Origin of the sequence: Acuticoccus sediminis (assembly GCF_003258595.1) — a bacterium.
In the GTDB taxonomy this organism is placed as follows: Bacteria; Pseudomonadota; Alphaproteobacteria; order Rhizobiales; family Amorphaceae; genus Acuticoccus; species Acuticoccus sediminis.
The window spans coordinates 687908-710877 of sequence record NZ_QHHQ01000002.1; the positions used below are offsets into that span (position 1 = coordinate 687908).

Annotated in this window: 15 protein-coding genes; 14 read left to right on the top strand and 1 reads right to left on the bottom strand. The window is 70.5% G+C overall.

Annotation, left to right across the window (positions count from 1 at the left end):
- Positions 1-568 precede the first annotated feature (568 nt).
- The 4 genes from DLJ53_RS11130 to DLJ53_RS11145 all read left to right on the top strand — a co-directional run bounded on the left by DLJ53_RS11130 (position 569) and on the right by DLJ53_RS11145 (position 5955).
- On the top strand, positions 569-2683 hold the full coding sequence (locus DLJ53_RS11130) for an FUSC family protein (RefSeq protein ID WP_111345163.1): 2115 nt from the start codon (positions 569-571) through the stop codon (positions 2681-2683).
- Positions 2673-2876: a DUF1656 domain-containing protein gene (locus DLJ53_RS11135; RefSeq protein WP_111345165.1), complete on the top strand. Its 204-nt coding sequence runs from the start codon at positions 2673-2675 to the stop codon at positions 2874-2876. Before DLJ53_RS11130 ends, DLJ53_RS11135 begins: the two co-directional genes overlap by 11 nt.
- A gap of 7 nt (positions 2877-2883) precedes the next feature.
- Positions 2884-3885 (top strand): HlyD family secretion protein, encoded by a 1002-nt coding sequence (locus tag DLJ53_RS11140; protein WP_111345167.1) that lies wholly within the window; start codon positions 2884-2886, stop codon positions 3883-3885.
- Between the two features lie 138 nt (positions 3886-4023).
- A complete protein-coding gene (locus DLJ53_RS11145) occupies positions 4024-5955 on the top strand; it encodes a M23 family metallopeptidase (protein ID WP_111345168.1) in 1932 nt (643 codons plus the stop codon).
- A 39-nt stretch (positions 5956-5994) separates the two neighbouring features.
- Here DLJ53_RS11145 and DLJ53_RS11150 read toward each other — a convergent pair whose 3' ends face one another.
- A complete protein-coding gene (locus tag DLJ53_RS11150) occupies positions 5995-7218 on the bottom strand; it encodes an MFS transporter (RefSeq protein ID WP_111345170.1) in 1224 nt (407 codons plus the stop codon).
- A gap of 279 nt (positions 7219-7497) precedes the next feature.
- Here DLJ53_RS11150 and DLJ53_RS11155 point away from each other — a divergent pair, with 279 nt between their 5' ends.
- The 10 genes from DLJ53_RS11155 (at position 7498) to DLJ53_RS11200 (ending at position 22965) form a co-directional block, all read left to right on the top strand.
- The gene (locus tag DLJ53_RS11155; protein WP_111345172.1) at positions 7498-7953 is read left to right on the top strand and encodes an RrF2 family transcriptional regulator; all 456 of its coding nucleotides are present in this window, start codon (positions 7498-7500) and stop codon (positions 7951-7953) included.
- 99 nt (positions 7954-8052) lie between these two features.
- Positions 8053-9063, top strand: coding sequence for a sulfate ABC transporter substrate-binding protein (locus tag DLJ53_RS11160; RefSeq protein WP_111345173.1), 1011 nt, complete (start codon positions 8053-8055; stop codon positions 9061-9063).
- 3 nt (positions 9064-9066) lie between these two features.
- Positions 9067-9936 carry a sulfate ABC transporter permease subunit CysT gene (cysT, locus tag DLJ53_RS11165; RefSeq protein WP_111345175.1) on the top strand — a complete coding sequence of 290 codons (870 nt, stop codon included), beginning with the start codon at positions 9067-9069 and terminating at the stop codon, positions 9934-9936.
- Positions 9926-10822 (top strand): sulfate ABC transporter permease subunit CysW, encoded by an 897-nt coding sequence (cysW, locus tag DLJ53_RS11170; protein ID WP_111345177.1) that lies wholly within the window; start codon positions 9926-9928, stop codon positions 10820-10822. The genes cysT and cysW overlap by 11 nt, the downstream gene beginning before the upstream one ends.
- A 170-nt stretch (positions 10823-10992) precedes the next feature.
- Positions 10993-12066 carry a sulfate/molybdate ABC transporter ATP-binding protein gene (locus DLJ53_RS11175; protein ID WP_111346242.1) on the top strand — a complete coding sequence of 358 codons (1074 nt, stop codon included), beginning with the start codon at positions 10993-10995 and terminating at the stop codon, positions 12064-12066.
- A gap of 253 nt (positions 12067-12319) precedes the next feature.
- The gene (gene poxB, locus DLJ53_RS11180) at positions 12320-14041 is read left to right on the top strand and encodes a ubiquinone-dependent pyruvate dehydrogenase (protein WP_111345178.1); all 1722 of its coding nucleotides are present in this window, start codon (positions 12320-12322) and stop codon (positions 14039-14041) included.
- 100 nt (positions 14042-14141) lie between these two features.
- Positions 14142-19100 (top strand): AAA family ATPase, encoded by a 4959-nt coding sequence (locus tag DLJ53_RS11185; protein ID WP_111345180.1) that lies wholly within the window; start codon positions 14142-14144, stop codon positions 19098-19100.
- Positions 19097-20587 carry an ATP-binding response regulator gene (locus DLJ53_RS11190; RefSeq protein ID WP_111345181.1) on the top strand — a complete coding sequence of 497 codons (1491 nt, stop codon included), beginning with the start codon at positions 19097-19099 and terminating at the stop codon, positions 20585-20587. The genes DLJ53_RS11185 and DLJ53_RS11190 overlap by 4 nt, the downstream gene beginning before the upstream one ends.
- Positions 20577-21200, top strand: a complete 624-nt coding sequence (locus tag DLJ53_RS11195) for a response regulator transcription factor (RefSeq protein ID WP_111345183.1) — start codon at positions 20577-20579, stop codon at positions 21198-21200. The genes DLJ53_RS11190 and DLJ53_RS11195 overlap by 11 nt, the downstream gene beginning before the upstream one ends.
- A gap of 109 nt (positions 21201-21309) precedes the next feature.
- A complete protein-coding gene (locus DLJ53_RS11200) occupies positions 21310-22965 on the top strand; it encodes an ATP-binding protein (RefSeq protein ID WP_146619934.1) in 1656 nt (551 codons plus the stop codon).
- Positions 22966-22970: the final 5 nt, after the last annotated feature.

Genomic DNA, 22970 nt, shown 5'->3' on the forward strand with positions numbered 1-22970 from the left:
GCGCGGGTCCCCACGGGCAACTGGCGGGAACAGGGTGCCGTGATCGGCACCGAGCCGGTGCGGGGCGGTGTCGTCCCCATACGGAAGACGCCGAGTGTCTCCCGCCGGCGGCCGGCATGCCTCCGACGCGCGTGAAACGCAGCACATCGAGGGAGGTGCTCCGAGCCCGTGACGAATGCGTCGGGCGACGAGGACCGTCGCGGGAGGCCCCTGAGTTTGCACGGATACTCTCGAATGACCGGGTCGGGGAACGTCTTCGGCGGAGCCGGACGCACGTCGGGCGCGGGTCGGGGCCGGTCGTCGGGGATGCCGGTCGTGCATGGATCCCATCCGAAGGCATAGCTCCAACCCTGCGGATCGGCGGGTCATATTGGCGAGAATGCCGCCTGGACCCGGGCGCCGGGACGCGGGGTCGGCGGGCCGGGAGTTGGGGGCGATTGTGTCGCGACGGTGCAAGCACCGGTTTCGTGGGGCATGATACCGGTGGGCCATCGGCAAGTTCTCCATGACGTTCGCGCCATGACGTTCGCGCCATGACACTCTCGAACCAGGAAAGGGGCCGTGCGCCATGTCGACCTCTTTGACGAGCGCCCCGCCGTCCGGATTGTCGGCCCGCCTGAACCGGATGCAGGCGCGCATCGCCGATGCCCACGCGACGTACGCCTTCAAGGTCGCGCTCGTGACCGTGCTGTCGCTCTACGCGGCCTTCCTCCTCGACCTCGACCACACCTACTGGGCGCTGATCACCATCCCGCTGATCGTCCGGCCGGACGGCGGGTCCACGGTGTGGCGCTCCACCGGGCGGCTCGGCGGGACCTTGCTGGGCTGCGCGTCGGGCTTCCTGCTCGCCGTCCTCTTCGGGCAGATGCCGGAGACCGTGATCATCGCGGTGGCGATCTTCATCTTCATGGTCGCCTTCTTCGGGCAGATGCAGGCCGGGCTCGACGTCTACGCCTACGGCAGCGCCGGCCTCGTCGCGCTGATCATCGTGATCGACACCGGGCCCAACGTCGACGCCGCCTTCTCGCTGGCGCTCGCGCGCACCACCGAGACGGCGATCCCCGTCATCGTCGTCTTCATCGTGATGCTGGTGGTGTTCCCCCGCTCGATCTCGGGGCAGGCGGCCGATGCGCTGCGCACGGCGCGCAAGGCGACGCTGAGCCTGACCGGGCGGATCCTGCGCGGCGAGCTCGGCCCCAGCCTCGGCTACGAGCCGGAGGTGCTGCCGGCGATCTCCGCCGCCAACACGGCGCTCCGGGCGCTCGCCTACGAGCGCACCCGCCGCAACCACCTGCGGCCCCGCATGACGGCGGTGATGAACGCGATCAACCGGGTGGCGATCCGCGCCGAGACCGGACGTTTCGCCCTAAACCACGTCCCGGACGAGGCGGACGATGCGGAGATCCGCGACGCGCGCCTGCGCCTCGCCGACGCGATCGACCGCCTGCCGGGCGACGATGTCGGCGCCGCCGAGTTCCTCGCCGCGGCCGACGAGATGGCGCGCGTGGCCGAGACCGTCCACCCGCGTCAGGTGCTGCCGCCGGCGGGCGGGGACCTCTCCGACCGTGCGCTGCGCCTCGGCGCCGCGTTCTACCGCATGCGCCAGCTCGCACTCGCCGTCGAGGACCTGATGCGGGCCGAGGCGGCGCTTGTGGATCCCTCGCTGCCCTACGAGAAGATGGCGCCGATGGCGCGGCGCTACTTCGACCCCATCGGCGCGCTCGAGTTCGCCGCCCGGCCGACGCTCGTATTCCTCGTGCTGACGACGGTCTGGATCGCGACGGCCTGGCCCGGCGGCCAGATCCTGGCGCTCATCGGCTCGGCGATCACGCTCATCTTCCCTTCCATCGTGCCGCGCGCGCTGCGCATTGGCGGAGCGATCACGATGGCGAAGGGACTTGCCTGCGGCGGCGTGTTCGCGCTCGTCCTGATGATGCTGCTCCCCAACGTCGAGGGGTTCGGGGCCCTGGCGCTGATCCTCGGCGGGGCGGTGTTCGCGATCTTCTACGTCACCAGGGAGCCGCAGCACCTGCCGCTCGCCATCGGCTCGGTCCTCGCGATCGCGGTCGGCTTCCAGCCGCAGAACACGCCGAGCTTCAGCCCGATCGGCCTCGTCAACACGCTCGTCACCCTCACGCTCATGCCGGTGACGGTGGTCTCGGCGCTGACGCTGATCTTCCCGGAGGACGCGGGGTGGGTGCGCCGCCACCTGCGCCGCGCGACCGACGACCTTCTGGGCAAGGCCGCGCGACGGGAGCTCGGCGACAACAAGCTGCTGGAGCAGTTCATCGACGTCCTGGCCGACCTCGGCCTCAGCGTGTCGCCGAACGACCCGGACGGGGTGCACCTTCGCATCCGGGCGCGCGCCGCGCTGATCGCGAGCGGGGAGTTCTACCATCAGGAGCGGCTGGAGGGCGGTGGGCACCTCCCGGCACGGCTCGCCGCCTATGGGCCGCGGCTGCGGTCGACGGTGCTGGAGGCCGCGCAGCGGCGCAGCGGCCCCGCCGAGTGCGTTGTGTTCGGCGAGATGCGCGGCACCCTGCGCACGGTGTTCGCCGACAGTGATCTCGACGAGGAGGCGCGGGTGGACGCGTTGCGGTACACGGCGGTAGGCGAACTGCTGGCGGCGATCCTGTCGACCGGGCAACTGTCCCGTATGCGGGAGGCCGGCGATGCATCATGAGATGTCGTTCATCGGCATGCTCTATCCGAGCCTGCTCGCCTGCGCGGTCGTGGCGGCGATCCTCTGGTACCTTGTCGATGCGCTGATGCTGCGCCTCGGCTACTGGTCCTATTTCTTCCACCCCGCGCTCGCCCGATTGTCGCTCTACGTCGTGATGCTCGGCGTCGTCTCCTGGCTCGCACCGGATTTTTGAGAAGCCGATGATCATCGTTCGCCTCCTCTTCACCACGGTGCTGACGATCAGCGCCATCTACGCCGGTCTCTTCGTCTGGAACGGGATCTTCCACGATCCGTGGACCCGCGATGCCCACGTGCGTGCCGACATCGTGGAAGCCGCGCCGCGGGTCTCCGGCGAGATCGTCGACATCGCCGTGCGCAACAACATGGCGGTCAGGAAGGGGGACCTCATCCTGACCGTGGACCAGACCGACTACCAGCTCGCCCTCGAGCAGGCGAAGGCCGCGCGCGACGAGGCGGAGGCGAGCCTCGAGATCGCGCGGCAGCAATCCTCCCGCTACGACCAGCTGAAGCAGAAGGGGTCGATCTCGGTCGCGGCGGTGGACATCATCAACGCGGACCTCGCCACGAAGTCGGCCGAGGCGGCGGTGAAGGCGGCGGACGCGGCGCTCAAGGTGGCGCAGGTCAACCTCGACCGGACCGAGATGCGATCTCCGGTCGATGGCATCGTCACCAACCTCGCGGCCGACACCGGCGACTACGCGACGGCGGGTGTTGCGATCGTCGCGATGGTCGACACGAACTCCTTCCGTATCGACGCCTTCTTCCTCGAGACGCAGCTTGCGCGCATCCGGACCGGCGACCGGGCGCGGGTGCGCTTCATGGCCAACGGCGAGGTGGTCCAGGGGCACGTGAGCGGGATCGCGGCCGGCATCGCCTACAGCGAGGACACCTCCACCACGCTGCTCCAGGCGCCGGAGCCCTCGTTCCAGTGGGTGCGGCTCGCCCAGCGCGTCCCGGTGGAGATCACGCTCGACGCGCGCCCGGTCGGGATCCCGCTCGTCAACGGCGCGACCACGACGGTCATCATCGAGCCGTCGGTGGTCGACGACCGCACGCTCTGGCGCAAGCTGATGGACCGCATCGACTGGTGGCGCGGCTCGACCGGCGGGACCGCGCCGCCCGCGCCGGCGGCCACGCACCGCAACCGGCATGGCGGGTCGGGCGCGACGCCGGGAAGCTGAAGCGGACGGGGGCGGGGGCTCGGCCCGGAAGCCGGGCTATGCATCTCCGGTTGTCCGGTACCCGGTTGCCCTCCATTGCCGGGCCGGGAATGCCGGCTGTAATAGAGGCAGCAGTGTGCCCATGAGTAAGGAGCGGTCGTGCCGAAGGACCACCGCAGTCTGAAGAGCTTCGAACTAGGGGACGAGCCGCCGCTCGTCCTGGGGGACGACGACCCGTCCCGCTATTCCCGACGCGGCATCAGCCTCAGATGGCTGTTCGGTGCCGTGGTCACCGCAGTCACGTCCACCGCCCTGATGGGCGGCGCACTCTTTGCCGCGCTCGACGGCCGTTACGTCATCTCCGCCGCCGCAGCGCCGCTCGTCAGCCCCGCCGACGTCGAGCCGCGCGTGCTCGCCCGCAAGGGCGACCGGATCCGTCCCACCGACGAGCCCGTGTCGTCGCGGCGGGTCATCGACGTGTCGACGGTGGTGCGGCAGGGCGACGAGCGGATCATCGCGAAAAAGCCTTACGTGCTGGTGAACGCCAGCCTAGTGCTCGACCGCAAGGAGATCGGCGAGGTCCCGAAGTTCAACCTGAAGGACCTGATCGAGACCGAGACCAAGGCCAGCGACGACGCCCCGGACGCGATCACCAACCAGCAGGTCGACGGCGAGATCAAGGTCTCGGTGACCGACTTCCCGCTCGAGTCCGGCGTCGCGTTCGAGAACGACCTCGACCTCGACGACGCGGACGTCACCCGCCAGGTGCAGGACGAGGTGAGCGACGAATTGCCGGACGAGTACGCCGAGGTCGCGTCGGCTCCGGAGGCCGATACGCCCTACGCGGTCGACGGCGACGACTTCTTCGTCCCCCGCTCGATCCCCTCGGCGCCGAACATCGTCCTCATCCCGGAGAACGTCTCCGCCCTCGCCAAGTCGAGCGCGGAGGAGGGCGACGACGAGGACGGCAACGACCTCCTGGAACTGGTGCAGCCCGGCGACACGCTGTCGAAGATCCTCATCGGCAGCGGCGTGTCGTCCTCGGACGTCGAGGCGATCGACAAGGTCCTGTCGGACGCCGGGGTCGGTACCCTGACGACGGGCCAGACGCTCCACGTCATCTTCGAGATCGTTGACGATGATCACCGCCGGCCGATGCGCCTCTCGATCTACAGCGGCGAGACGCACGTCGCGACGGTGGCGACGACGGACAGCGGCACTTTCGTGCTGGGCGAGGCGCCGTCCGGGCCCGCCCCGAACGTCGCCGACCTCCAGGTGGCGGCGCCGAAGGACCGGACGCCGACGCTCTACGAGAGCCTCTACCAGACGGCGGTGAACCAGAACCTGCCGGACCGGGTGCGCGACATCCTCGTCGCGACCTTCGCCAACGAGGTGGACTTCAACGCGCCGGTGCGGCCGGGCGAGAAGCTGACCGTCATGCACTCCGAGGTCGCCAGCGAGGCGGACGGGCCGGCGGAGCTCCTCTTCGCGGCGCTCACCGTGTCGGGGACGGAGCAGCGGTTCTATCGCTTCAAGTCCGACGACGGCACGGTCGACTACTACGACCCCGACGGGCGGACCGGCGACCGCTTCCTGTTGCGCAAGCCCGTCGCGCGGGGTGTCCTGACCTCGACGTTCGGGCCGCGCCGCCACCCCATCTACCACCGGGTGCGGATGCATAACGGCGTCGACTACGGGGCGCCGCGCGGCACGCAGATCTATGCTGCGGCGGACGGAGTCGTGTCACAGGCCGGGTGGACCAGCGGCGGCTACGGCCGTCACGTCACCGTCGACCATCGCTACGGATATCAGACCGTCTACGGGCACCAGTCGCGCATCGCCGACGGCATCAAGCCCGGGGTGACGGTGAAGCAGGGGCAGGTGATCGGCTACGTCGGTTCCACCGGCTATTCGACGGGCCCGCACCTTCACTACGAGATCCGGATCAATGGCCGCGCGGTGAACCCGCTGAAGATCCGTCTGCGCCGCGGCAAGGAGCTGTCGGGCGAGCAGCTCGTCGCCTTCGGTGCCGAGCGCGACCGCATCGACGACCTGCTGAGCGACCAGCATGTGGCGATTGCCCGCCGCTGACGGCAACGTCGGCGCGCCCCCGGCGCGCCGAACACCTGCTCAGGTGGTGGCGCCGGCGCTGCGCGGGCGGGCCAGCACCCAGAGCAGCATGACGGCGAGGATGTTCAGCGTCGCGAGCGTGACGAGGGCACCGAGGGTGACCGAGGCGCCGGCCGTCTCCAGCAGCAGCGCCGTCGCCGAGGGAGCGATGGCCTGCGCGATCAGCGTCGGGGTCGCGAGCCGGCCCATCAGCCGCGCATAACCGTCGGGACCGAAGAGGGCGAGCGGCAGTGTCCCGCGCGCGATCGAGAAGATGCCGCTCCCCGCGCCGTAGGCGACCAGCGCCAGCGCCGGGATCGGGAAGACGACCCAGAGGAGCGTGATCCCCGTCGCGACGAGGAGCACGGCGGCGGTGGCCGTCCAGATCGGATGGTGCCGCCCCCGGCCCAGCATCTCGATCACCCGCGCGCCGACCTGGGCCGGGCCGACCAGCGCGCCGAGCGTCACCGCGGCCGCCACCGTGATCCCCTGCGCCTCCAGGAAGGCGATCAGGTGGACCGACCAGGTGACCGCGACGATGCCCATCGTCGTGATGATCGCCGACAGAAGCACCACGAGCCGCGTGCGCGCCGGCGCCGCCCGGGGCCTGGGACTGGCGGGCTCATCGGCGGGGACGAAGCGCTCACGCGGCGCTTCCGCGGGGATCGCGAAGAGGTGGAGCGGGAGGCAGACAGCGATCTGCACCGCCGCGTAGATGAGGCAGGCGCCACGCCAGCCGACAGAATCCACCAGGAACGCCGAGAGCGGCCAGCAGACCGAGCTCGCGAACCCGCCCCAGAGCGTCAGCGACGTGATCGCGCTGCGGCCGCGCGCGCCGTAGAGCCGGCCGAGCGTCGAGAAGGCCGCGTCGTAGAGCCCTGCGCCCATGCCGGTGCCGAGCACGAGCCACGCGAGCATGTACACCGGCAGGCTCGGCGCCATGGCGAGCGCGGCGAGGCCGACCGCGATCAGCACCGAGCTTGCCGCGAGCACCGGGCGCCCGCCGCGGTCGTCGATGAGCCGGCCGACGCGGATCGACACCAGACCGGAGGCGAGGAGGCCCAGCGACAGCCCGCCGATGACCCAGCCGTAGCCCCACCCCGTGGCGGCAGCGATCGGCTTGGCGAGCACCGCCAGCAGGTAATAGGTCGTGCCCCAGGAGAGGATCTGCGTCACGCCGAGTGCGCAGATGACGCGATGACGGCTTCGCCACAGGGCGTCCGGCGCGGGTGCGGTCGTCGTCATTCCACGATACCGTGGCATCGGCGGTTGTATCGGGCAGCTTGCAAGTGGCGCACTGGAAGTCCGGCAGGCACGGCGGTCGGGCCGCTTGGGGAGGTGGATCGTCGCACCTTAGCGGCCGGGCGACCACAATGCGATGACGGTTCGATCACGCTTATCGTGACCAAAAGTGCCATCCATGCCCGGTGCGCAACACTGGAATTGCCAAGATCCGGTAACCAGATTGGGTTAAGGGAGATATGTGCAGCATCTCCGACGTCCGCCCCAATCACGACCGGTACCATGATCTCCCAGAAGGCCCAGTACGCGCTCAAGGCGCTTGTCGTTCTCGCCAGGCTCGAGCCGGGCGAGGCGATCACGACGGTGCAGATCGCCGAGAAGCGGGACATTCCGCGCAAGTTTCTGGAGCAGATCCTCCTCGAGCTGAAGCGCCACGGGCTCGTCGCCAGCAAGCGCGGGCGGGACGGCGGCTACATGCTGCTGCGCTCGGCCGACAAGATCACGTTCGGCGAGGTGCTGCGGATCGTCGACGGGCCGCTCGCGCCGCTGCCGTGCCTGTCCAAGGTCGCCTACCGCCGCTGCGAGGGATGCACGGACGAGGAGAGCTGCGAGGTGCGGCGCGTCTTCAAGCTCGTCACCAGCGCCACCCGCGCCGTGCTCGACCGCGCCACGATCGAGGACGCGATCACCACCGACGACGACGATCTCGCCCAGTTCATGGTCTCCGCCGCCGCATAAGTCATTGTTCGAACCGGTGAATTCGCGGGATCGACGGCGCATGTTGACAATTCCCACCTAACAGGTAGGTTTTAAGGGCATTCCATTGGGAGGCCCCGTATGCCCCGCTTGCGAACTGCCCTTCTCGTCGCGACCGCGCTCAGCGTCGCCACGACTGCGGCCCTCGCCGACACGACCCTTCTCAACGTCTCCTACGACCCGACACGCGAGCTCTACAAAGCGTTCAACACCGCCTTCGCCGAGCACTGGAAGGAAGAGACGGGCGAGCGCGTGACCGTGCGCATGTCGCACGGCGGATCGGGCAAGCAGGCCCGCGCCGTGATCGACGGTCTCGAGGCCGACGTCGTCACCCTCGCCCTCTCCGTCGACATCGACGAGATCGTCAAGGCGACCGGCAAGATCCCCGCCGACTGGCAAGGCCGGCTGCCGAACGCCAGCACGCCCTACACCTCCACCATCGTCTTCCTGGTGCGCGAGGGGAACCCGAAGGACATCAAGGACTGGCCCGACCTCGTCCAGAAGGGGATCGAGGTGATCACGCCGAACCCGAAGACGTCGGGCGGCGCGCGCTGGAACTACCTCGCGGCCTGGATCTGGGCGCTGGAGGAGTTCGACGGCGACGAGGCCAGGGTGAAGGACTACGTCACCGCCCTCTACAAGAACGTGCCCGTCCTCGACACCGGCGCGCGCGGCGCCACCACCACGTTCAGCCAGCGCGGCATCGGCGACGTCCTGCTCGCCTGGGAGAACGAGGCGTACCTGTCGCTGGAGGAGCTCGGCGCGGACAAGTTCGACATCGTCGTCCCGTCCGTCTCGATCCTCGCCGAGCCGCCGGTGACGGTGGTCGACGGCAACGCCGAGCCGAACGGCAAGCTCGAGGTCGCAGAGGCCTATCTCGACTACCTCTACTCGCCCGTGGGCCAGACGCTCGCCGCGCAGAACTTCTACCGCCCCGCCCGCCCGGATCTCGTCGACGCGGCGGAGCTGGCGCGCTTCCCCGACGTCCGGCGCGTCCGTGTCGAGGATGTCTTCGGCTCCTGGAAGAACGCGCAGGAGACGCACTTCGCCAACGGCGGCGTCTTCGACCAGATCTACCGGCCGGGCAGCTGACCCATGAGCCTCGCCGTTCCCGCATCCGCCGCCGCGCCGATCGGGTGGCGGTTCCGTCGGCCGAGCGTGATCCCGGGTTTCGGGATCACCTTCGGCTTCACCCTGGCCTATCTCGGCCTCGTGGTGCTCATCCCGCTGTCGGGCCTCGCGATACACTCCGCGGGGCTCGGCTGGACCGAGTTCTGGACCATCGCGTCTGATCCGCGGACGCTCAACGCGCTGAAACTCTCCTTCGGCACGGCCTTCGTCGCGGCGCTCGTCAACGTCGTCTTCGGCGTGATCGTCGCGTGGGTGCTGGTGCGCTACCGCTTCCCCGGCAGGAGGGTCATCGACGCCATCGTCGACCTGCCGTTCGCGCTGCCGACCGCGGTCGCGGGCATTGCGTTGACCGCAATCTATGCGCCGACGGGCTGGGTGGGCGCGCTGTTCGCTCCGCTGGGGATCAAGATTGCCTATACGCCCATCGGCATCGTCCTCGCCCTGGTCTTCGTCGGGCTCCCGTTCGTCGTGCGCACGGTGCAGCCGATGATGGAGGAGATCGACCGCGAGGTGGAGGAGGCGGCCGCCACCCTCGGCGCCGGCCGCACCGCCACCATCCGCCGGGTGATCCTTCCCGCGCTGACGCCGGCGATCCTGACCGGGTTCGCCCTGGCGCTGGCCCGCGGCGTCGGCGAGTACGGCTCGGTGATCTTCATCGCCGGCAACCTGCCGTACGTGTCGGAGATCGCGCCGCTCCTCATCGTCATCCGCCTGGAGGAGTTCAACGTTCCGGCGGCGACCGCGATCGCGGCGATCATGCTGGCCATCGCGTTCGCCATGCTCTTCGTCATCAACGCCATCCAGATCTGGAGCCGGAAGCGCTATGGCCACTGACACCCTCGCTGTCCCCGGCCCGTCGCTCGCCATCGGCCGCCGGCGGCTGGCACCCAACGCGGCCGTCACCGAAGGGGCCGGAACGCGCGCCGTCCTCCTCGGTCTCGCGATCGGCTTCCTCGCGCTGTTCCTGGCGCTGCCGCTCGCCGCGGTCTTCGGCGAGGCGTTCCGGCAGGGCGTCGGCGCCTACCTCGCCGCGCTCACCGAACCGGACGCGCTCGCGGCGATCCGGCTGACGCTCACGGTCGCCGCCATCGCCGTGCCGCTCAACTGCGTCTTCGGCGTCGCGGCGGCGTGGGCGATCGCCAAGTTCGAGTTCCGCGGCAAGACGTTCCTCATCACCCTCATCGACCTGCCGTTCTCGGTCTCGCCGGTGATCTCGGGTCTCGTCTTCGTGCTTCTCTTCGGATCGGGCAGCGTCCTGGCGCCGCTCCTGAAGAGCGCGGGGATCGAGATCCTGTTCGCGGTGCCGGGCATCGTGCTGGCGACGCTCTTCGTCACCTTCCCGTTCGTCGCGCGCGAGCTCATCCCGCTGATGCAGGACCAGGGGACCGGCGACGAGGAGGCCGCGCTCTCCCTCGGCGCGTCCGGCTGGCAGACGTTCCGCTACGTCACGCTCCCCAACATCAAGTGGGGCCTCCTCTACGGCGTGCTGCTGTGCAACGCCCGCGCGATGGGGGAATTCGGCGCGGTGTCGGTCGTGTCGGGGCACATCCGCGGCCTCACCAACACGATGCCGCTGCACGTCGAGATCCTCTACAACGAATACAACTTCGTGGCCGCCTTCGCGGTAGCCTCGCTGCTGGCGCTCCTCGCGCTCGTCACCCTCATCCTCAAGACCGCGCTCGAGGCCCGCAGCGGCATTGGCCGCAGGGGGGAGCGATGATCGATGCGCGCATGTCCCTCCTGCACCGCCTCTCCTGCCAGATGGACGATAGCGCCTGGCATCGCCTGCTCGTCGAAGAGCCCGCGCCGGCCCCCGTCGTCCGGCCCGTCCCGACCCACTCACGCCCCCGCGGTGCACCGCACCGCCGCCCGGCCAGGGAGACCCGCAAGATGAGCGTTTCCGTCCGCTCCGTGTCGAAGGAATTCGACCGCTTCCCCGCGCTCCACGACACTTCGCTCGACATCGAGACGGGTGAGCTCGTGGCCCTGCTCGGCCCCTCGGGCTCCGGCAAGACGACGCTCCTGCGCCTCATCGCCGGGCTGGAGTTCCCGACGTCGGGCCAGATCATGCTCGGCGGCGAGGACGCGGCCTATACGCCCGTCCAACATCGCAAGGTCGGCTTCGTTTTCCAGCATTACGCGCTCTTCAGGCACATGAGCGTCCTCGACAACATCCGCTTCGGCCTGAAGGTGCGCCCGCGCGGCGAACGGCCCGGCGACGCCGAGCAGCGCCGCCGCGCGCTGGAGCTGCTCGACCTCGTGCAGCTCTCCGGGCTTGGCGACCGCTACCCGTCGCAGCTTTCCGGCGGGCAGCGCCAGCGCGTGGCGCTCGCCCGCGCCATGGCGATCGAGCCGAAGGTGCTGCTGCTCGACGAGCCGTTCGGCGCGCTCGACGCGATGGTCCGCAAGGAGCTGCGCCGCTGGCTGCGGGAGATCCACGACCGTACCGGCCACACCACCGTCTTCGTCACCCACGACCAGGAGGAGGCGCTGGAACTCGCCGACCGCGTCGTCGTGATGCGTGCGGGGCGGATCGAGCAGGTCGGCACGCCGGACGAGGTGTACGACGCGCCGGCGACGCCGTTCGTCCACGGCTTCATCGGCGAGGCGTCGGAGCTTCCGGTGACGCTGTCGTCCGGCAACGTCCTCGTGGCCGGCCGCCCGACGGGACTGCGCGCGACCGGACGCGGACCGGCGCAACTCTATTTCCGGCCACACTCGGTCGCGCTCACCGAGCCCGGCGGCGCGATTTCCGGCGTCGTCGATTCGAGCCGGCGGATCGCCGGTGTGCGGCGGCTCGAGGTCGCCGTCGCCGGCATCGGGCGGCGTGTCGAGATCGACGTGCCGGCGAGCGAGGAAATCGCGGTCGGCGATCCGATCGGGTTCCGCCCCACCGCGTTCCGCCTGTTCTCCGAGTCGGGCTTCGTGGAGGACCAGCGCCCCAAGCTCGTCGCCACCGCCTGACGCCGCGGCGGGTCAAACGGCGACGGAACGTTGCAGCATCCCCGGCCCGCCGCCGGGGATGCGGTCGTTTTGGCGCGGGTGCTCGCCTGTCCGCCGGTCCCGCAGCCACGAAAAGCGCGTCATTCCAGAGTATTGAACCGTCGAGTTCATTCCGGGGATCGGTGCTGGTTCCCGGCCGTCATACGTCGGTAGGGCTGTTCCGGGCATGGGTGCTGCCTCACATCCGGCAAGAGCGCCAACAAAGGACCTCTCGATGGCAACGACAATCGCGGACCTCATCGTCGACACGCTGGCCTCGATCGGGGTGGAACGGATCTGGGGCGTCACGGGCGACAGCCTCAACGCCGTCAACGACAGCCTTCGCCGGAGCGGCAGGATCCGCTTCATGCACGTCCGGCACGAGGAGGCGGCGGCGTTCGCGGCCGGGGCCGAGGCGGCGGCGACGGGCAACCTCGCCGTCTGCGCCGGGAGCTGCGGGCCCGGCAACCTGCATCTCATCAACGGCCTGTTCGACTGCCATCGCAACCGCACGCCGGTCCTCGCGATCGCCTCGCACATCCCCTCGTCCGAGATCGGCCTCTCCTACTTCCAGGAGACGCACCCGCAGGACCTCTTCCGCGAGTGCAGCGACTTCTGCGAGATGGTCACCAACCCGAAGCAGATGCCGGAGGTGCTGCACCGGGCGATCCGCACCGCCGTCGGCAGGCGGGGCGTGGCCGTCATCGTCCTGCCGGGCGACGTCTCGGTGCTGGAGGTCGGGGCCGGCCTGCCGCCGCTCGTCCTGCCGGACGTGCCGCGCATGGTGCCGACGCCGCACGCCATCGACCAGGCGGCCGACCTCCTCAACAAGGCGGGCCGGGTCGCGATCCTCGCCGGTGCAGGGTGCCACGGGGCGCACGACGCCGTCGTCGCGCTCGCCGATGCGCTCGCCGCGCCCGTCGTCCACGCCTTCCGCGGCAAGGAGGTGATGGAGTGGGAGAACCCGTTCGACGTCGGGATGACCGGGCTCATCGGCTTCGCGTCCGGCTACCACGCCATGAAGGAGTGCGACACGCTGCTGATCCTCGGCAGCAACTTCCCCTACCGCAACTTCTATCCCGAGAACGCGACCATCATCCAGGTGGATACCGACCCCTCCTCGCTGGGCAACCGGGTGCCGGTGCATCTGCCGATCCAGGCGGACGTGGCCGAGTTCGCGCCCGTCCTCGCCGCGCGGATCGCGCCGGGCCGCGACCGCACGTTCCTGCAGGCCGCGCGCAAGCACTACGCGAGCGCCCGCAAGGGCCTCGACGACCTCGCCAGGCCGCGCGGCGCCGGGGAGCCGCTGCACCCGCAGTATGTCTCGAAGGTCGTCAACGAGGTCGCCGCGGACGATGCGATCTTCACCGCCGACGTCGGCACCCCGGTGGTCTGGGCGGCGCGCTACCTCAGGACCAACGGGAAGCGCCGGCTCCTGGGCTCGTTCAACCACGGCTCGATGGCCAACGCGATGCCGCAGGCGCTGGGAGCGCAGGCCGCGTTCCCCGGCCGGCAGGTCGTCTCGATGTCCGGCGACGGCGGCTTCGCGATGCTGATGGGGGAGCTCCTCACCGCCGTGCAGCTCGAATTGCCGATCAAGATCGTCGTCCTCAACAACGGCACGCTGGGCTTCGTGGAGATGGAGATGAAGGCCTCGGGCTACCTGCCCGACAGCGTCGACCTCAAGAATCCGGACTTCTCCGCGCTCGCCAGAGCGGTCGACGTCTTCGGCATCCGCGTGACGGACTCGGCGGCGCTCCCGGGGGCGCTGTCGCAGGCGTTCGCGCACGACGGCCCGGCCCTCGTCGACGTCGTGTCGGCCCGCAGCGAGCTCGCGATGCCGCCGAAGATCAAGGCCGAGCAGGTGCGCGGCTTCAGCCTCTACGCCATGCGCGCGATCATGTCGGGCCGCGGTGACGAAATCGTCGAGCTCGCCACCACCAACGTCCTGCGGTGACCGCCAGGCGGGGGACTGCCTTCCGCGTTTGATGTCCGTCCGCTGTGGCCGAACGTGATAGCGTCGTGCGCCGTCCGCCGTCGCCAAGGCCCTGCCGTCCGTGAGAGATCCCACCCGATATCGCCTTCGCCTGCTCGCCCTCGAGGGGCGGCTGGCGCTTTACCGCGGTACCCGGGACGGGCCGGACGCCGAACCGCTCCTCTTCGTGCGTCCGCTCGCGCCCGACGACCTGGAGGCGGTCGCGCTGCTCGAGAACGCTTTCGCGCTGTCGCGCACGCTGGACACCGCGTTCGCCGCCCCCGCGCTGGAGCTGAACGACGCCGGCGGGACGCCGACGCTCGTGCTCGCCGACCCCGGCGGCGAGCCGCTCTCCGGCCGGCTCGGTCGACCGCTGCCGCTCGCGTCCGTTCTCTCGCTCGCCTTCCGTCTCGCGGAGGCGCTCGGCGCCGTGCACGGGACGGGCATCATTCACACCGCGCTGCGCCCGGCGGTGATCCTGGTGGACGAGGGCGACGGGGTCCGCCTGACCGGCTTCGGTCATGCCCGCAGGGTTGCGCGGCCGCATCACCATGACCTGTCGCCCGAACCCTCTACGCCCGCGGCGCCCTACATGTCGCCGGAACAGTCCGGGCGGATGCATCGCACGGTCGACGCCCGCAGCGACCTCTATGCCCTCGGCGTCATCCTCTACGAGATGCTGACGGGCACGCTTCCCTTCGCGGCGGAGGGCGTCATGGAGTGGGTGCATGCCCACGTCGCCCGGCAGCCGACGAGCCCGGGACGTTATGTCCCGCACCTTCCCGCCGTCGTCGCCGACATCGTCATGACGCTCCTCGCGAAGGCGCCCGAGGAGCGCTACCAGACCGCGCGGGGCCTCGCCGCCGACCTTGCGGAGTGCCTTGCAAGACTGTCGAGCGACGGCCGGATCGCCCCGTTCCCGCTGCGTCGCCGCGATGTGCGCGACCGGATGGTCGTGCCGGACCGCCTCTACGGGCGCGAGACGGAAATCGGCGAACTCGTCGCGGCCTACGACCGCATGACGCTGTCAGGCAGTCCCGAGCTGGTGCTCGTCTCGGGATATTCGGGCGTCGGCAAGTCGGCGCTGGTCGCCGAGTTCTTCGCACTGCTCGCGCCGGCCGGCGTCAGGATCGTCGCCGGCAAGTTCGACCAGGTGAACCGCGGCGTGCCCTTCGCGACCCTGACCGAGGGCTTCGAGCGCGCGATCCGCACGATCCTTGCCGCTGACGAGGCGGAGCGCACGCGCTGGCGATCGCGGCTCGTGGACGCGCTCGGGGCCAATGCCGGGCTGGTGACGTCGCTCATTCCCGAGCTTGCGCTCCTGATCGGGCCGTCGCCGCCGGTGCCGCCGCTCTCCGCGCAGGAGGCGCAGCACCGCTTCCGCTTCGTGTTCGAGCGCTTCCTCGCCGCCTTTGCGACGCCTGGCGAGCCGCTCGTCGTCTTCCTCGACGACCTGCAGTGGGTCGACCCGGCGACGGCGAGCCTCATCGAGCGGCTGGTGGTGGATGCGCCTGTACCGCACCTCTTCCTCGTCGGCGCCTATCGCGTCAACGAGGTGGGGCAGGGCCATCCCTTCGCCGAGGTGCTGGCACGGATCCGCGCTTCGCGCCATGCGCCGACCGAGGTGATGCTGGGTCCGCTGTCGGTCGCACACGTGACGGGGCTGGTGGCGGACGCGCTCGGCACCGAGCCGTCCCGTGTCGCTGATCTCGCCGAGATCATCGTCGCCCGCACCACCGGCAATCCCTTCTACGTGGTGCAGCTTCTGGAGACGCTGGTGGAGCGGTCCATCGTGCGTTTCGACGCGCCCGCCGCCCAATGGCGCTACGACGCCGACGAAGTGCGCGCGGCGGAGGGGCTCGACATCGCGAGCCTGATGGTGGCGAGCCTCCACCGCCTGTCCGACGCGGCGTGCCGCGACCTGCGCCGCTTCGCGGCGCTCGGCATGACGGCGCGCACCGATGTCCTCGCGAGCGTGCTCGATGTGGCGGAGGCGGGGCTCGAGCCGCGCCTCGCGGAGGCGGTGGAGGCCGGGCTCGTCCTGCGCCGCACCGGCGCCTACAGTTTCCTGCATGACCAGGTCCAGGAGGCGGCCTATCGTCTCGTACCGGAGGGGGAGCGCGCCGCTCTGCACCTCGCCATCGGACGAACGCTCGGCGCCGCGCTCCGGGGCGGACGTCTCGAGGACGCGACCTTCGAGACCGCGAACCAGCTCAATCGCGGTCTCGCGCTGATCACAGGCGAGCCCGAACGGCTCGATGTCGCCCGCCTCGACGTCGCGGCGGCGGCGAAGGCCAGCGCCTCGGGCGGCCATGGGGCGGCGCTCGGCTATCTCGCAGCCGCCCGCGAGGTGCTGGGCGGCCTCTCGGGCGAGGCCGATCGCCTGCGGTTCGAGGTGGAGATCGCCTGTGCCGAGTGCGAGCTTCTGAGCGGCGACCATGCGTCGGCCGAACGCCGCCTCGCCGCGCTGGCCGCCGTCGGCCGGCCGGTGACGGACGCGGCCCGGATCGCCTGGCAGCGCATCACGATCCAGACCGCCAGCGGCCGCCTCGAACGGGCGGTGGCGCTCTGCCTCGAATATCTCCGCGGGTCGGGGATCGACTGGTCCGCCCACCCGTCGATGGAGGCTCTGACGGCCGAGTTCGCGCCCATCCGCGCCGAGATCGACGGTGGCCGGATCGAGGAGCGCCTGGCACTGCCCGGGATCACCGACCCGGAGGCGCTCGCCACCGTCGAAGTGCTGACCGCGGTGCTGCCGCCCGCATTCTTCACCGACCAGACGTTGGTGTGTCTGGTGCTGTGCCGCATGGCCAACATCAGCGCGCGGCACGGCAACAGCGCGGCCTCGGCGCTGGGCTACGCCTACCTCGGAATGGTCCTCGGCCCCGTGTTCGGGGACTACGCGGCCGGGTACCGCTTCGGCAGGCTCGGCATCGACATCTCGGAGCGGCCCGGCTTCGAGCGCTTCCGGGCGCGAACGCTGATGACCTTCGCCTATCACGTGCTGCCCTATTCGCGTCCGCTCGCGACCGGCCGCGACCCGCTCCGCCGCGCGTTCGAGCTGGCCCGCGAGACCGGGGACCTCACCTATTCCGGCTACTCGACCTGCACGCTGATCAGCAATCTCCTCGCGGCGGGCGAGCCGCTGGGCCGGATCGAGCGGCAGGCCGAGCGGGGCCTCGCCTACGTCAGGAGCGTGCGGTTCGGGCTGATCGACGACATCGTCACCACGCAGCTCATGCTGACGCGGGCGCTGCGCGGGCTGACGTACGGCCCGGCGACCTTCACCGACGGCGTCTTCGACGAGGAGGCGTTCGAGCGGCGCCTCGCCGGGGATCCGACACTGACCATCGCCGCCTGCTGGCACCATATCCGCAAGCTCCAGGCGGCGGTGTTTGCGGGCGACAACCGCGCGGCGAGGGAGGCCGCGCGCCGGGCGGAGCCGCTGCTGTGGACGACAGGCGGTCATCTCGAACTCGTGGAGTTCCACTTCTACGACGCCATCGCCCGGGCCGACGGCGCCGGGACGGGCGACCGCGCTGCCATCGAAGCGCACCGGGACCGGTTCCGCACCTGGGCCGAGAACTGCCCGGCGAACTTCCTCCATCACCTCAGGCTCATCGAGGCCGAGCTCGCCCGCCTCTCCGGCGCCGCGCTGGACGCGCTTCGGCTTTACGACGATGCCGTCCGCTCCGCCCGCGCGAACGGCTTCACCCACATCGAGGCGCTGGCGCACGAGCGCGCCGCCGCCCATTGCGCCGCGTCCGGGCTCGAGACGGTGGCCGAGCTGCACCTTGCCCGCGCGCAGGCGGCCTACCGCCGCTGGGGCGCTGACTCCAAGCTCCGGTCCGCCGGCGAGGCGGGCGCTGCGCCGACCGAGGCGGCGCCGGCGAGGGAGCGGCCGGGAGACACAGCCGATGTCGACCTTGCCACCATCGTCCGGTCGTCCGAGGCCCTCTCCGGAGCGGCGGTGCTGGCCGACCTCATCCGCACCCTGATGACCCTCGTTCTGGAGAATGCTGGGGCGCAGCGCGGCGTCCTCATCCTCATCGAGGGCGAGCGGCTCTGGTCCGAGGCGGAGGCGAGCACCGAGGCGGACGGCTTCCGCGTGACGCTGCGGCGACGGCCGGCGAGCGCCGCCGACGTGCCCCTCACCCTGATCGACGCGGCGATCCGTTCCCGCTCCTCGGTCCTCGTCGGCGACGCGGCCACGGACCACCCCTTCCGGGAGGATCCCTACCTCGCGACGCGTGCGCCGCGCTCGATCCTGGCGCTGCCGCTGGTGCGGCAGGGCAAGCTTCGCAGCCTTATCTACCTGGAGAACGAAGCGACGGCGAACACCTTCACGCCGGCCCGCCTCGCGGTTCTCCGCCTCATCGCGGCGCAGGCGGCCATCTCGCTGGAAAATGCCGTCCTCGAGGAGAAGGAGTCGCTCCTCAAGGAGGTGCACCACCGGGTGAAGAACAACCTTCAGCTCATCTCCAGCCTCCTCAACCTGCAGGCCGCCCGCAGCGCGGACGCCACGGTCGCCGAGCACTTCGCCGAGAGCCGCAACCGCGTGCGCGCGATGGCGCTGGTTCACGAGAACCTCTACCGCGCGGGCAGCTTCGCGCGGATCTCCATGGCCGACCACCTGCGTTCGCTCTGCGCCCACCTGGTCCGCTCCTACGCGGTGCCGCAGCGGCGGGTGTCGCTGGCGGTAGAGGCCGAGGAGGTGACTCTCGACCTCGACCGCGCGGTGTCGTGCGGGCTGATCGTCAACGAATTGGTCTCCAACGCACTGAAGCACGCCTTTCCCGGCGCGCGAGCGGGCCGTGTCGGCGTGTCGCTGCGCATGGAGCCGTTCGACCGCTGCGTCCTGACGGTGGAGGACGACGGGATCGGCTTGCCCGAGGACTGGCGCTCCAGCGAGAGTCTTGGTCTTCAACTCGTGCGCGATCTCGCCGACCAGCTCGGCGGGCGCATCGACGTGACGTTGCATCAGGGAACCCGCTTCATGATCCACTTCGACCTCGCCGCCCCGGGGGGCGAGCCGCGATGAGTCCGGCCCGCATCGCGATCGTCGAGGACGACCGCATCGTTGCCCGCGACATCCGCGAGCAACTGCGCCGGAGCGGCTACGAGGTGGTGGGGACGGCGGCGAGCGGGGAGGGCGCGCGGGAGATGGTCGCCCGTGAGCGGCCCGACCTCGTCCTGATGGACATTCGCCTCGAGGGCGCCGAGGACGGCATCGAGGCGGCCCAGCGGGTGCGCCGCGACTACCGCGTGCCGGTGATCTTCCTCACCGCCTACGCCGACGACGACACCGTGCGCCGCGCCACCGAGGCGGAGCCCTTCGGCTATCTCCTCAAGCCGTTCGAGGACCAGCAGCTCCGGACCGCCATCGAGATGGCGCTCTACAAGCATCGTGCCGAGCGCCGCCTCGAGGAGAGCGAGCGGCGCTACGCCACCACGCTCGCCTCCATCGGCGACGCGGTGATCGCGACCGATCCCGACGCGCGCATCACCTTCATGAACCCGGTCGCCGAGGCGCTGACGGGGTGGACCGTCGCCGAGGCCGCCGGCGCTGCCGTCACCGAGGTCTTCCGCATCATCAACGAGGACTCGCGCGAGACGGTCGAGGATCCCGTCGCAAAGGTGCTGCGGCTCGGAACGGTGGTGGGCCTCGCCAACCATACCCTGCTGATCGCCAGGGACGGGCGGGAGGTCCCCATCGACGACTGCGGCTCGCCGATCATCGACGACGCGGGCGAGATCTCCGGCGCCGTCCTCGTCTTCCGCGACATCACCGAGCGGCGACAGATGGACGAGGCGCTGCGCGAGGCACAGAACCAGCTCGCCCTCGTCGCCCGCCTCACGCGTCTCGGCGAGCTCGCCGCCTCCATCGCGCACGAGGTCAACCAGCCGCTCACCGCCATCATGTCCAACGCGGAGACGTGCCTTCGCTATCTCGACGAGGCCCGGGCGGCGGCGGAGCGAATGGTGGGCAACTCGGCCCGCGCCGGCGAGGTCGTCAAGAGCATCCGCAGCCTCGCCTCCCGCTCGACGCCGGCGCTCTCCCCGGTCGACATCAACGAGCTGGTGCGCGACGTGGTCGACCTCCTGCGCGGCGACGTGCGCCGCTCCGGCACGACGCTGCGGCTGGAACTCGAGAGCGGCCTCGCCCGGGTCACCGGCGACGGCGTGCAGCTCCAGCAGGTCCTCCTCAACCTCGTCACCAACGCGCTGGAGGCTCTTGTGGAGGTGCCGGAGGGCGAGCGGATCGTGCGCGTGCAGACGGCGATGGAGGGGACCTGCCACGTCACCGTGACGGTCGAAGATTCCGGCCCCGGTCTCGACGCATCACTCGCCGACAAGATTTTCGAGCCGCTGTACACCACAAAACGCGACGGCATGGGCCTCGGGCTGTCGATCTGTCGGTCGATCGTCGAGGCGCATGGGGGCCGCATCGGCGCCACACGACGCGATGCTGCGCAGAGGGGGACTGTCTTCGTGTTTACCATTCCCGTGCGCAACGATGCCGACTGACGACGGCGCTCCCGCCGTCTTTCTGATCGACGACGACAGGGACATCCGCGAGGCGCTCGACGCGCTCCTGCGGTCGGTCGGGCTGAGGGTCGAGTCCTTCGCGTCGGTCGAGGACTTCACCGCGAGCGGGAGGCTGGGCGAGCCCGGCTGCCTACTCCTCGACGTGAGACTGTCCGGGCAGAGCGGGTTGAGCTTCCAGGCGGAGCTCGCCTCACGCGGCATCGACGTGCCGATCATCTTCATGAGCGGCCACGCGGACGTGCCGATGGCGGTGCGCGGCATGAAGGCGGGGGCGATCGAGTTCCTCACCAAGCCGCTGCGGCCACAGGATCTGATCGACGCGGTCAATCAGGGACTGGCGCGCGATGTCGAGCGGCGCGGCGAGCGGGCGGAGCGCGACGCCATCGCCCGCGCCAGGGCGACGCTGACGCAGCGTGAGCGCGAGGTGATGGATCTCGTCGCCAGCGGGCACTCGAACCGCGCCATCGCCGACACGCTCGGTCTCAGCGAGGCGACGGTGAAGGTCCACCGCGCGCACGTCATGCAGAAGATGGGCGCCGGCTCGCTCGCCCACCTCGTCACCATGGCGCAGACCCTGAAGTCGCAGCGCTAGCGCGTCGCCACGACCTTCGCCCCTTGATCGGACGCTGCGGGCCGGGGATGACTTGCGGCGGGACGGTTCCGCTACGGAAGGGATGGGCGCGGTGGATGGTGGGCGATCGGTGTCGGAGGAGACTGCGCCCGGTGCGAGCCGGCGGGAGGGGCCGGCCGGCGCTGGGCCCGGCGGCGAGCGCGACGGGCGCCTCCTCCTGATCTCCACCGCGCCGCCGTCCCGCAGCGACCGGTGGCTCGCCATGGGCGTCGTCGGCGGTCTCGTCGCCGCTCTGGTCGCGGTCGAGCCCTTCGCGCAGGTCCGGCTCGACGGCACCCAGTCGCTGATCCCGGCCTACCTCGTCGCGGTGCTTCTCAACCAGCTCATCACCGCCGTTCTGCTGATGTCGCACTATGCCGTGCAGCGCTCGCGCCGCGTGCTGGTGCTCTCGGCGGGCTACCTGTTCGCCGGGCTCATGATCATACCGTGGGCGCTGACCTTTCCGGGGGCCTTCCCCGCCTTCGGCCTCGACGCCAGGCTGCAGGCGACGGCGACGATCGCGGCGGTCAATCGCCTCGGATTCCCGCTCTTCGTGCTCGTCTACGCCCTGCTGCCGGAACGTTCGACGGGACAGGCGCCGCGCGGGTCGTCGGCGTGGCCGCTGACCGCGATGGCCGCGGTCGTCGCGGGGACCGTCGCCGCGCTGACCGTGCTCGTCGCCCTCACCGACACGCCGCTCCCGCCCTTCATGCGCGACGCGCACAGCGTGGCGACGCTCTGGCGGGTGGTGCCGCCTGCGGCCATCGTCATCTGCGCCGCCGGCCTCGTGGTGCTGCGGGCGCGGCTGCGTTCGGTGCTTGATCTCTGGCTTTTGGTGGTGCTGGCGTCGATCATCTGCGAGGTGCTGCTGCTCGGCTACCTCAGCGACGGCGTGCGGCTCAGCCTCGGCTGGTGGGCGGGGCGCGTGTGCGGGCTGGTCGCGGCGAGCATCGTGCTCGTCGTGCTCCTCTCCGGCACCACGACCCTTTATGCGCGTCTTGCCCGTTCGGTCCTCGCGGAGCGCCGCGCGCGCGAGAGCCGCCTCACCACCATGGAGGCGCTTTCGGCCTCGATCGCCCACGAGATCCGCCAGCCGCTCTCCAGCGTCGTCCTGAGCGCGGCGGCGGGCCTGCGCTGGCTGCGCCGCGACACGCCGGACCTTGCCGAGGTGGAGGCCTCGCTGCAGCGCATCCAGGCGGTCGGCGAGCGGGCGGGGCAGCTCCTCGAGAGCATCCGGATGAACTTCAAGACCGGGGCCGCGCAGCACGTCGAGGTCGACGTGAACCGCGTCATCGAGGAGGTGATCGCGCGGTGCCGGGAGGAGACGGAGCTCGACCGCATCGCGCTGCGCATCGAGCTCGGCCAGACGCTGCCCGCGGTGGCGATCGATCCGCTGCAGCTCCAGCTCGTCCTGTCGAACCTCATCAGCAACGCGCTCGATTCGATGCGCGAGGCGGGTGGGCGCATGCGCGTCCTGCGGATCACGACACGCTGGGCGCCCGACGAGGTGCTCGTGTCGGTCGCCGACAACGGCACCGGCCTCCCGGCCGAGCACCGCGAGCGCATTTTCAATGCCTACTTCACCACCAAGGCCGAGGGCAGCGGCATCGGGCTCATGTTCTGCCGCTCCATCATCGAGGCGAACGGCGGACGGATCTGGGCGGCCGACAACATTCCGCACGGCGCCGTGCTGCACTTCGCGCTGCCGGCGGCCCCGCCTCGCGGACCGCTCCGGCCGCAGGAATAGGACCG

What these genes read in the sequence shown, in the direction of transcription:
- cysW (WP_111345177.1), top strand. Translation starts at nt 9,926, where the DNA reads ATGGCCACTGACACCCTCGCTGTCCCCGGCCCGTCGCTCGCCATCGGC.
- cysT (WP_111345175.1), top strand. Translation starts at nt 9,067, where the DNA reads ATGAGCCTCGCCGTTCCCGCATCCGCCGCCGCGCCGATCGGGTGGCGG.
- poxB (WP_111345178.1), top strand. Translation starts at nt 12,320, where the DNA reads ATGGCAACGACAATCGCGGACCTCATCGTCGACACGCTGGCCTCGATC.
- DLJ53_RS11190 (WP_111345181.1), top strand. Translation starts at nt 19,097, where the DNA reads ATGAGTCCGGCCCGCATCGCGATCGTCGAGGACGACCGCATCGTTGCC.
- DLJ53_RS11130 (WP_111345163.1), top strand. Translation starts at nt 569, where the DNA reads ATGTCGACCTCTTTGACGAGCGCCCCGCCGTCCGGATTGTCGGCCCGC.
- DLJ53_RS11155 (WP_111345172.1), top strand. Translation starts at nt 7,498, where the DNA reads ATGATCTCCCAGAAGGCCCAGTACGCGCTCAAGGCGCTTGTCGTTCTC.
- DLJ53_RS11150 (WP_111345170.1), bottom strand. Translation starts at nt 7,218, where the DNA reads ATGACGACGACCGCACCCGCGCCGGACGCCCTGTGGCGAAGCCGTCAT.
- DLJ53_RS11175 (WP_111346242.1), top strand. Translation starts at nt 10,993, where the DNA reads ATGAGCGTTTCCGTCCGCTCCGTGTCGAAGGAATTCGACCGCTTCCCC.
- DLJ53_RS11135 (WP_111345165.1), top strand. Translation starts at nt 2,673, where the DNA reads ATGCATCATGAGATGTCGTTCATCGGCATGCTCTATCCGAGCCTGCTC.
- DLJ53_RS11140 (WP_111345167.1), top strand. Translation starts at nt 2,884, where the DNA reads ATGATCATCGTTCGCCTCCTCTTCACCACGGTGCTGACGATCAGCGCC.
- DLJ53_RS11160 (WP_111345173.1), top strand. Translation starts at nt 8,053, where the DNA reads ATGCCCCGCTTGCGAACTGCCCTTCTCGTCGCGACCGCGCTCAGCGTC.
- DLJ53_RS11195 (WP_111345183.1), top strand. Translation starts at nt 20,577, where the DNA reads ATGCCGACTGACGACGGCGCTCCCGCCGTCTTTCTGATCGACGACGAC.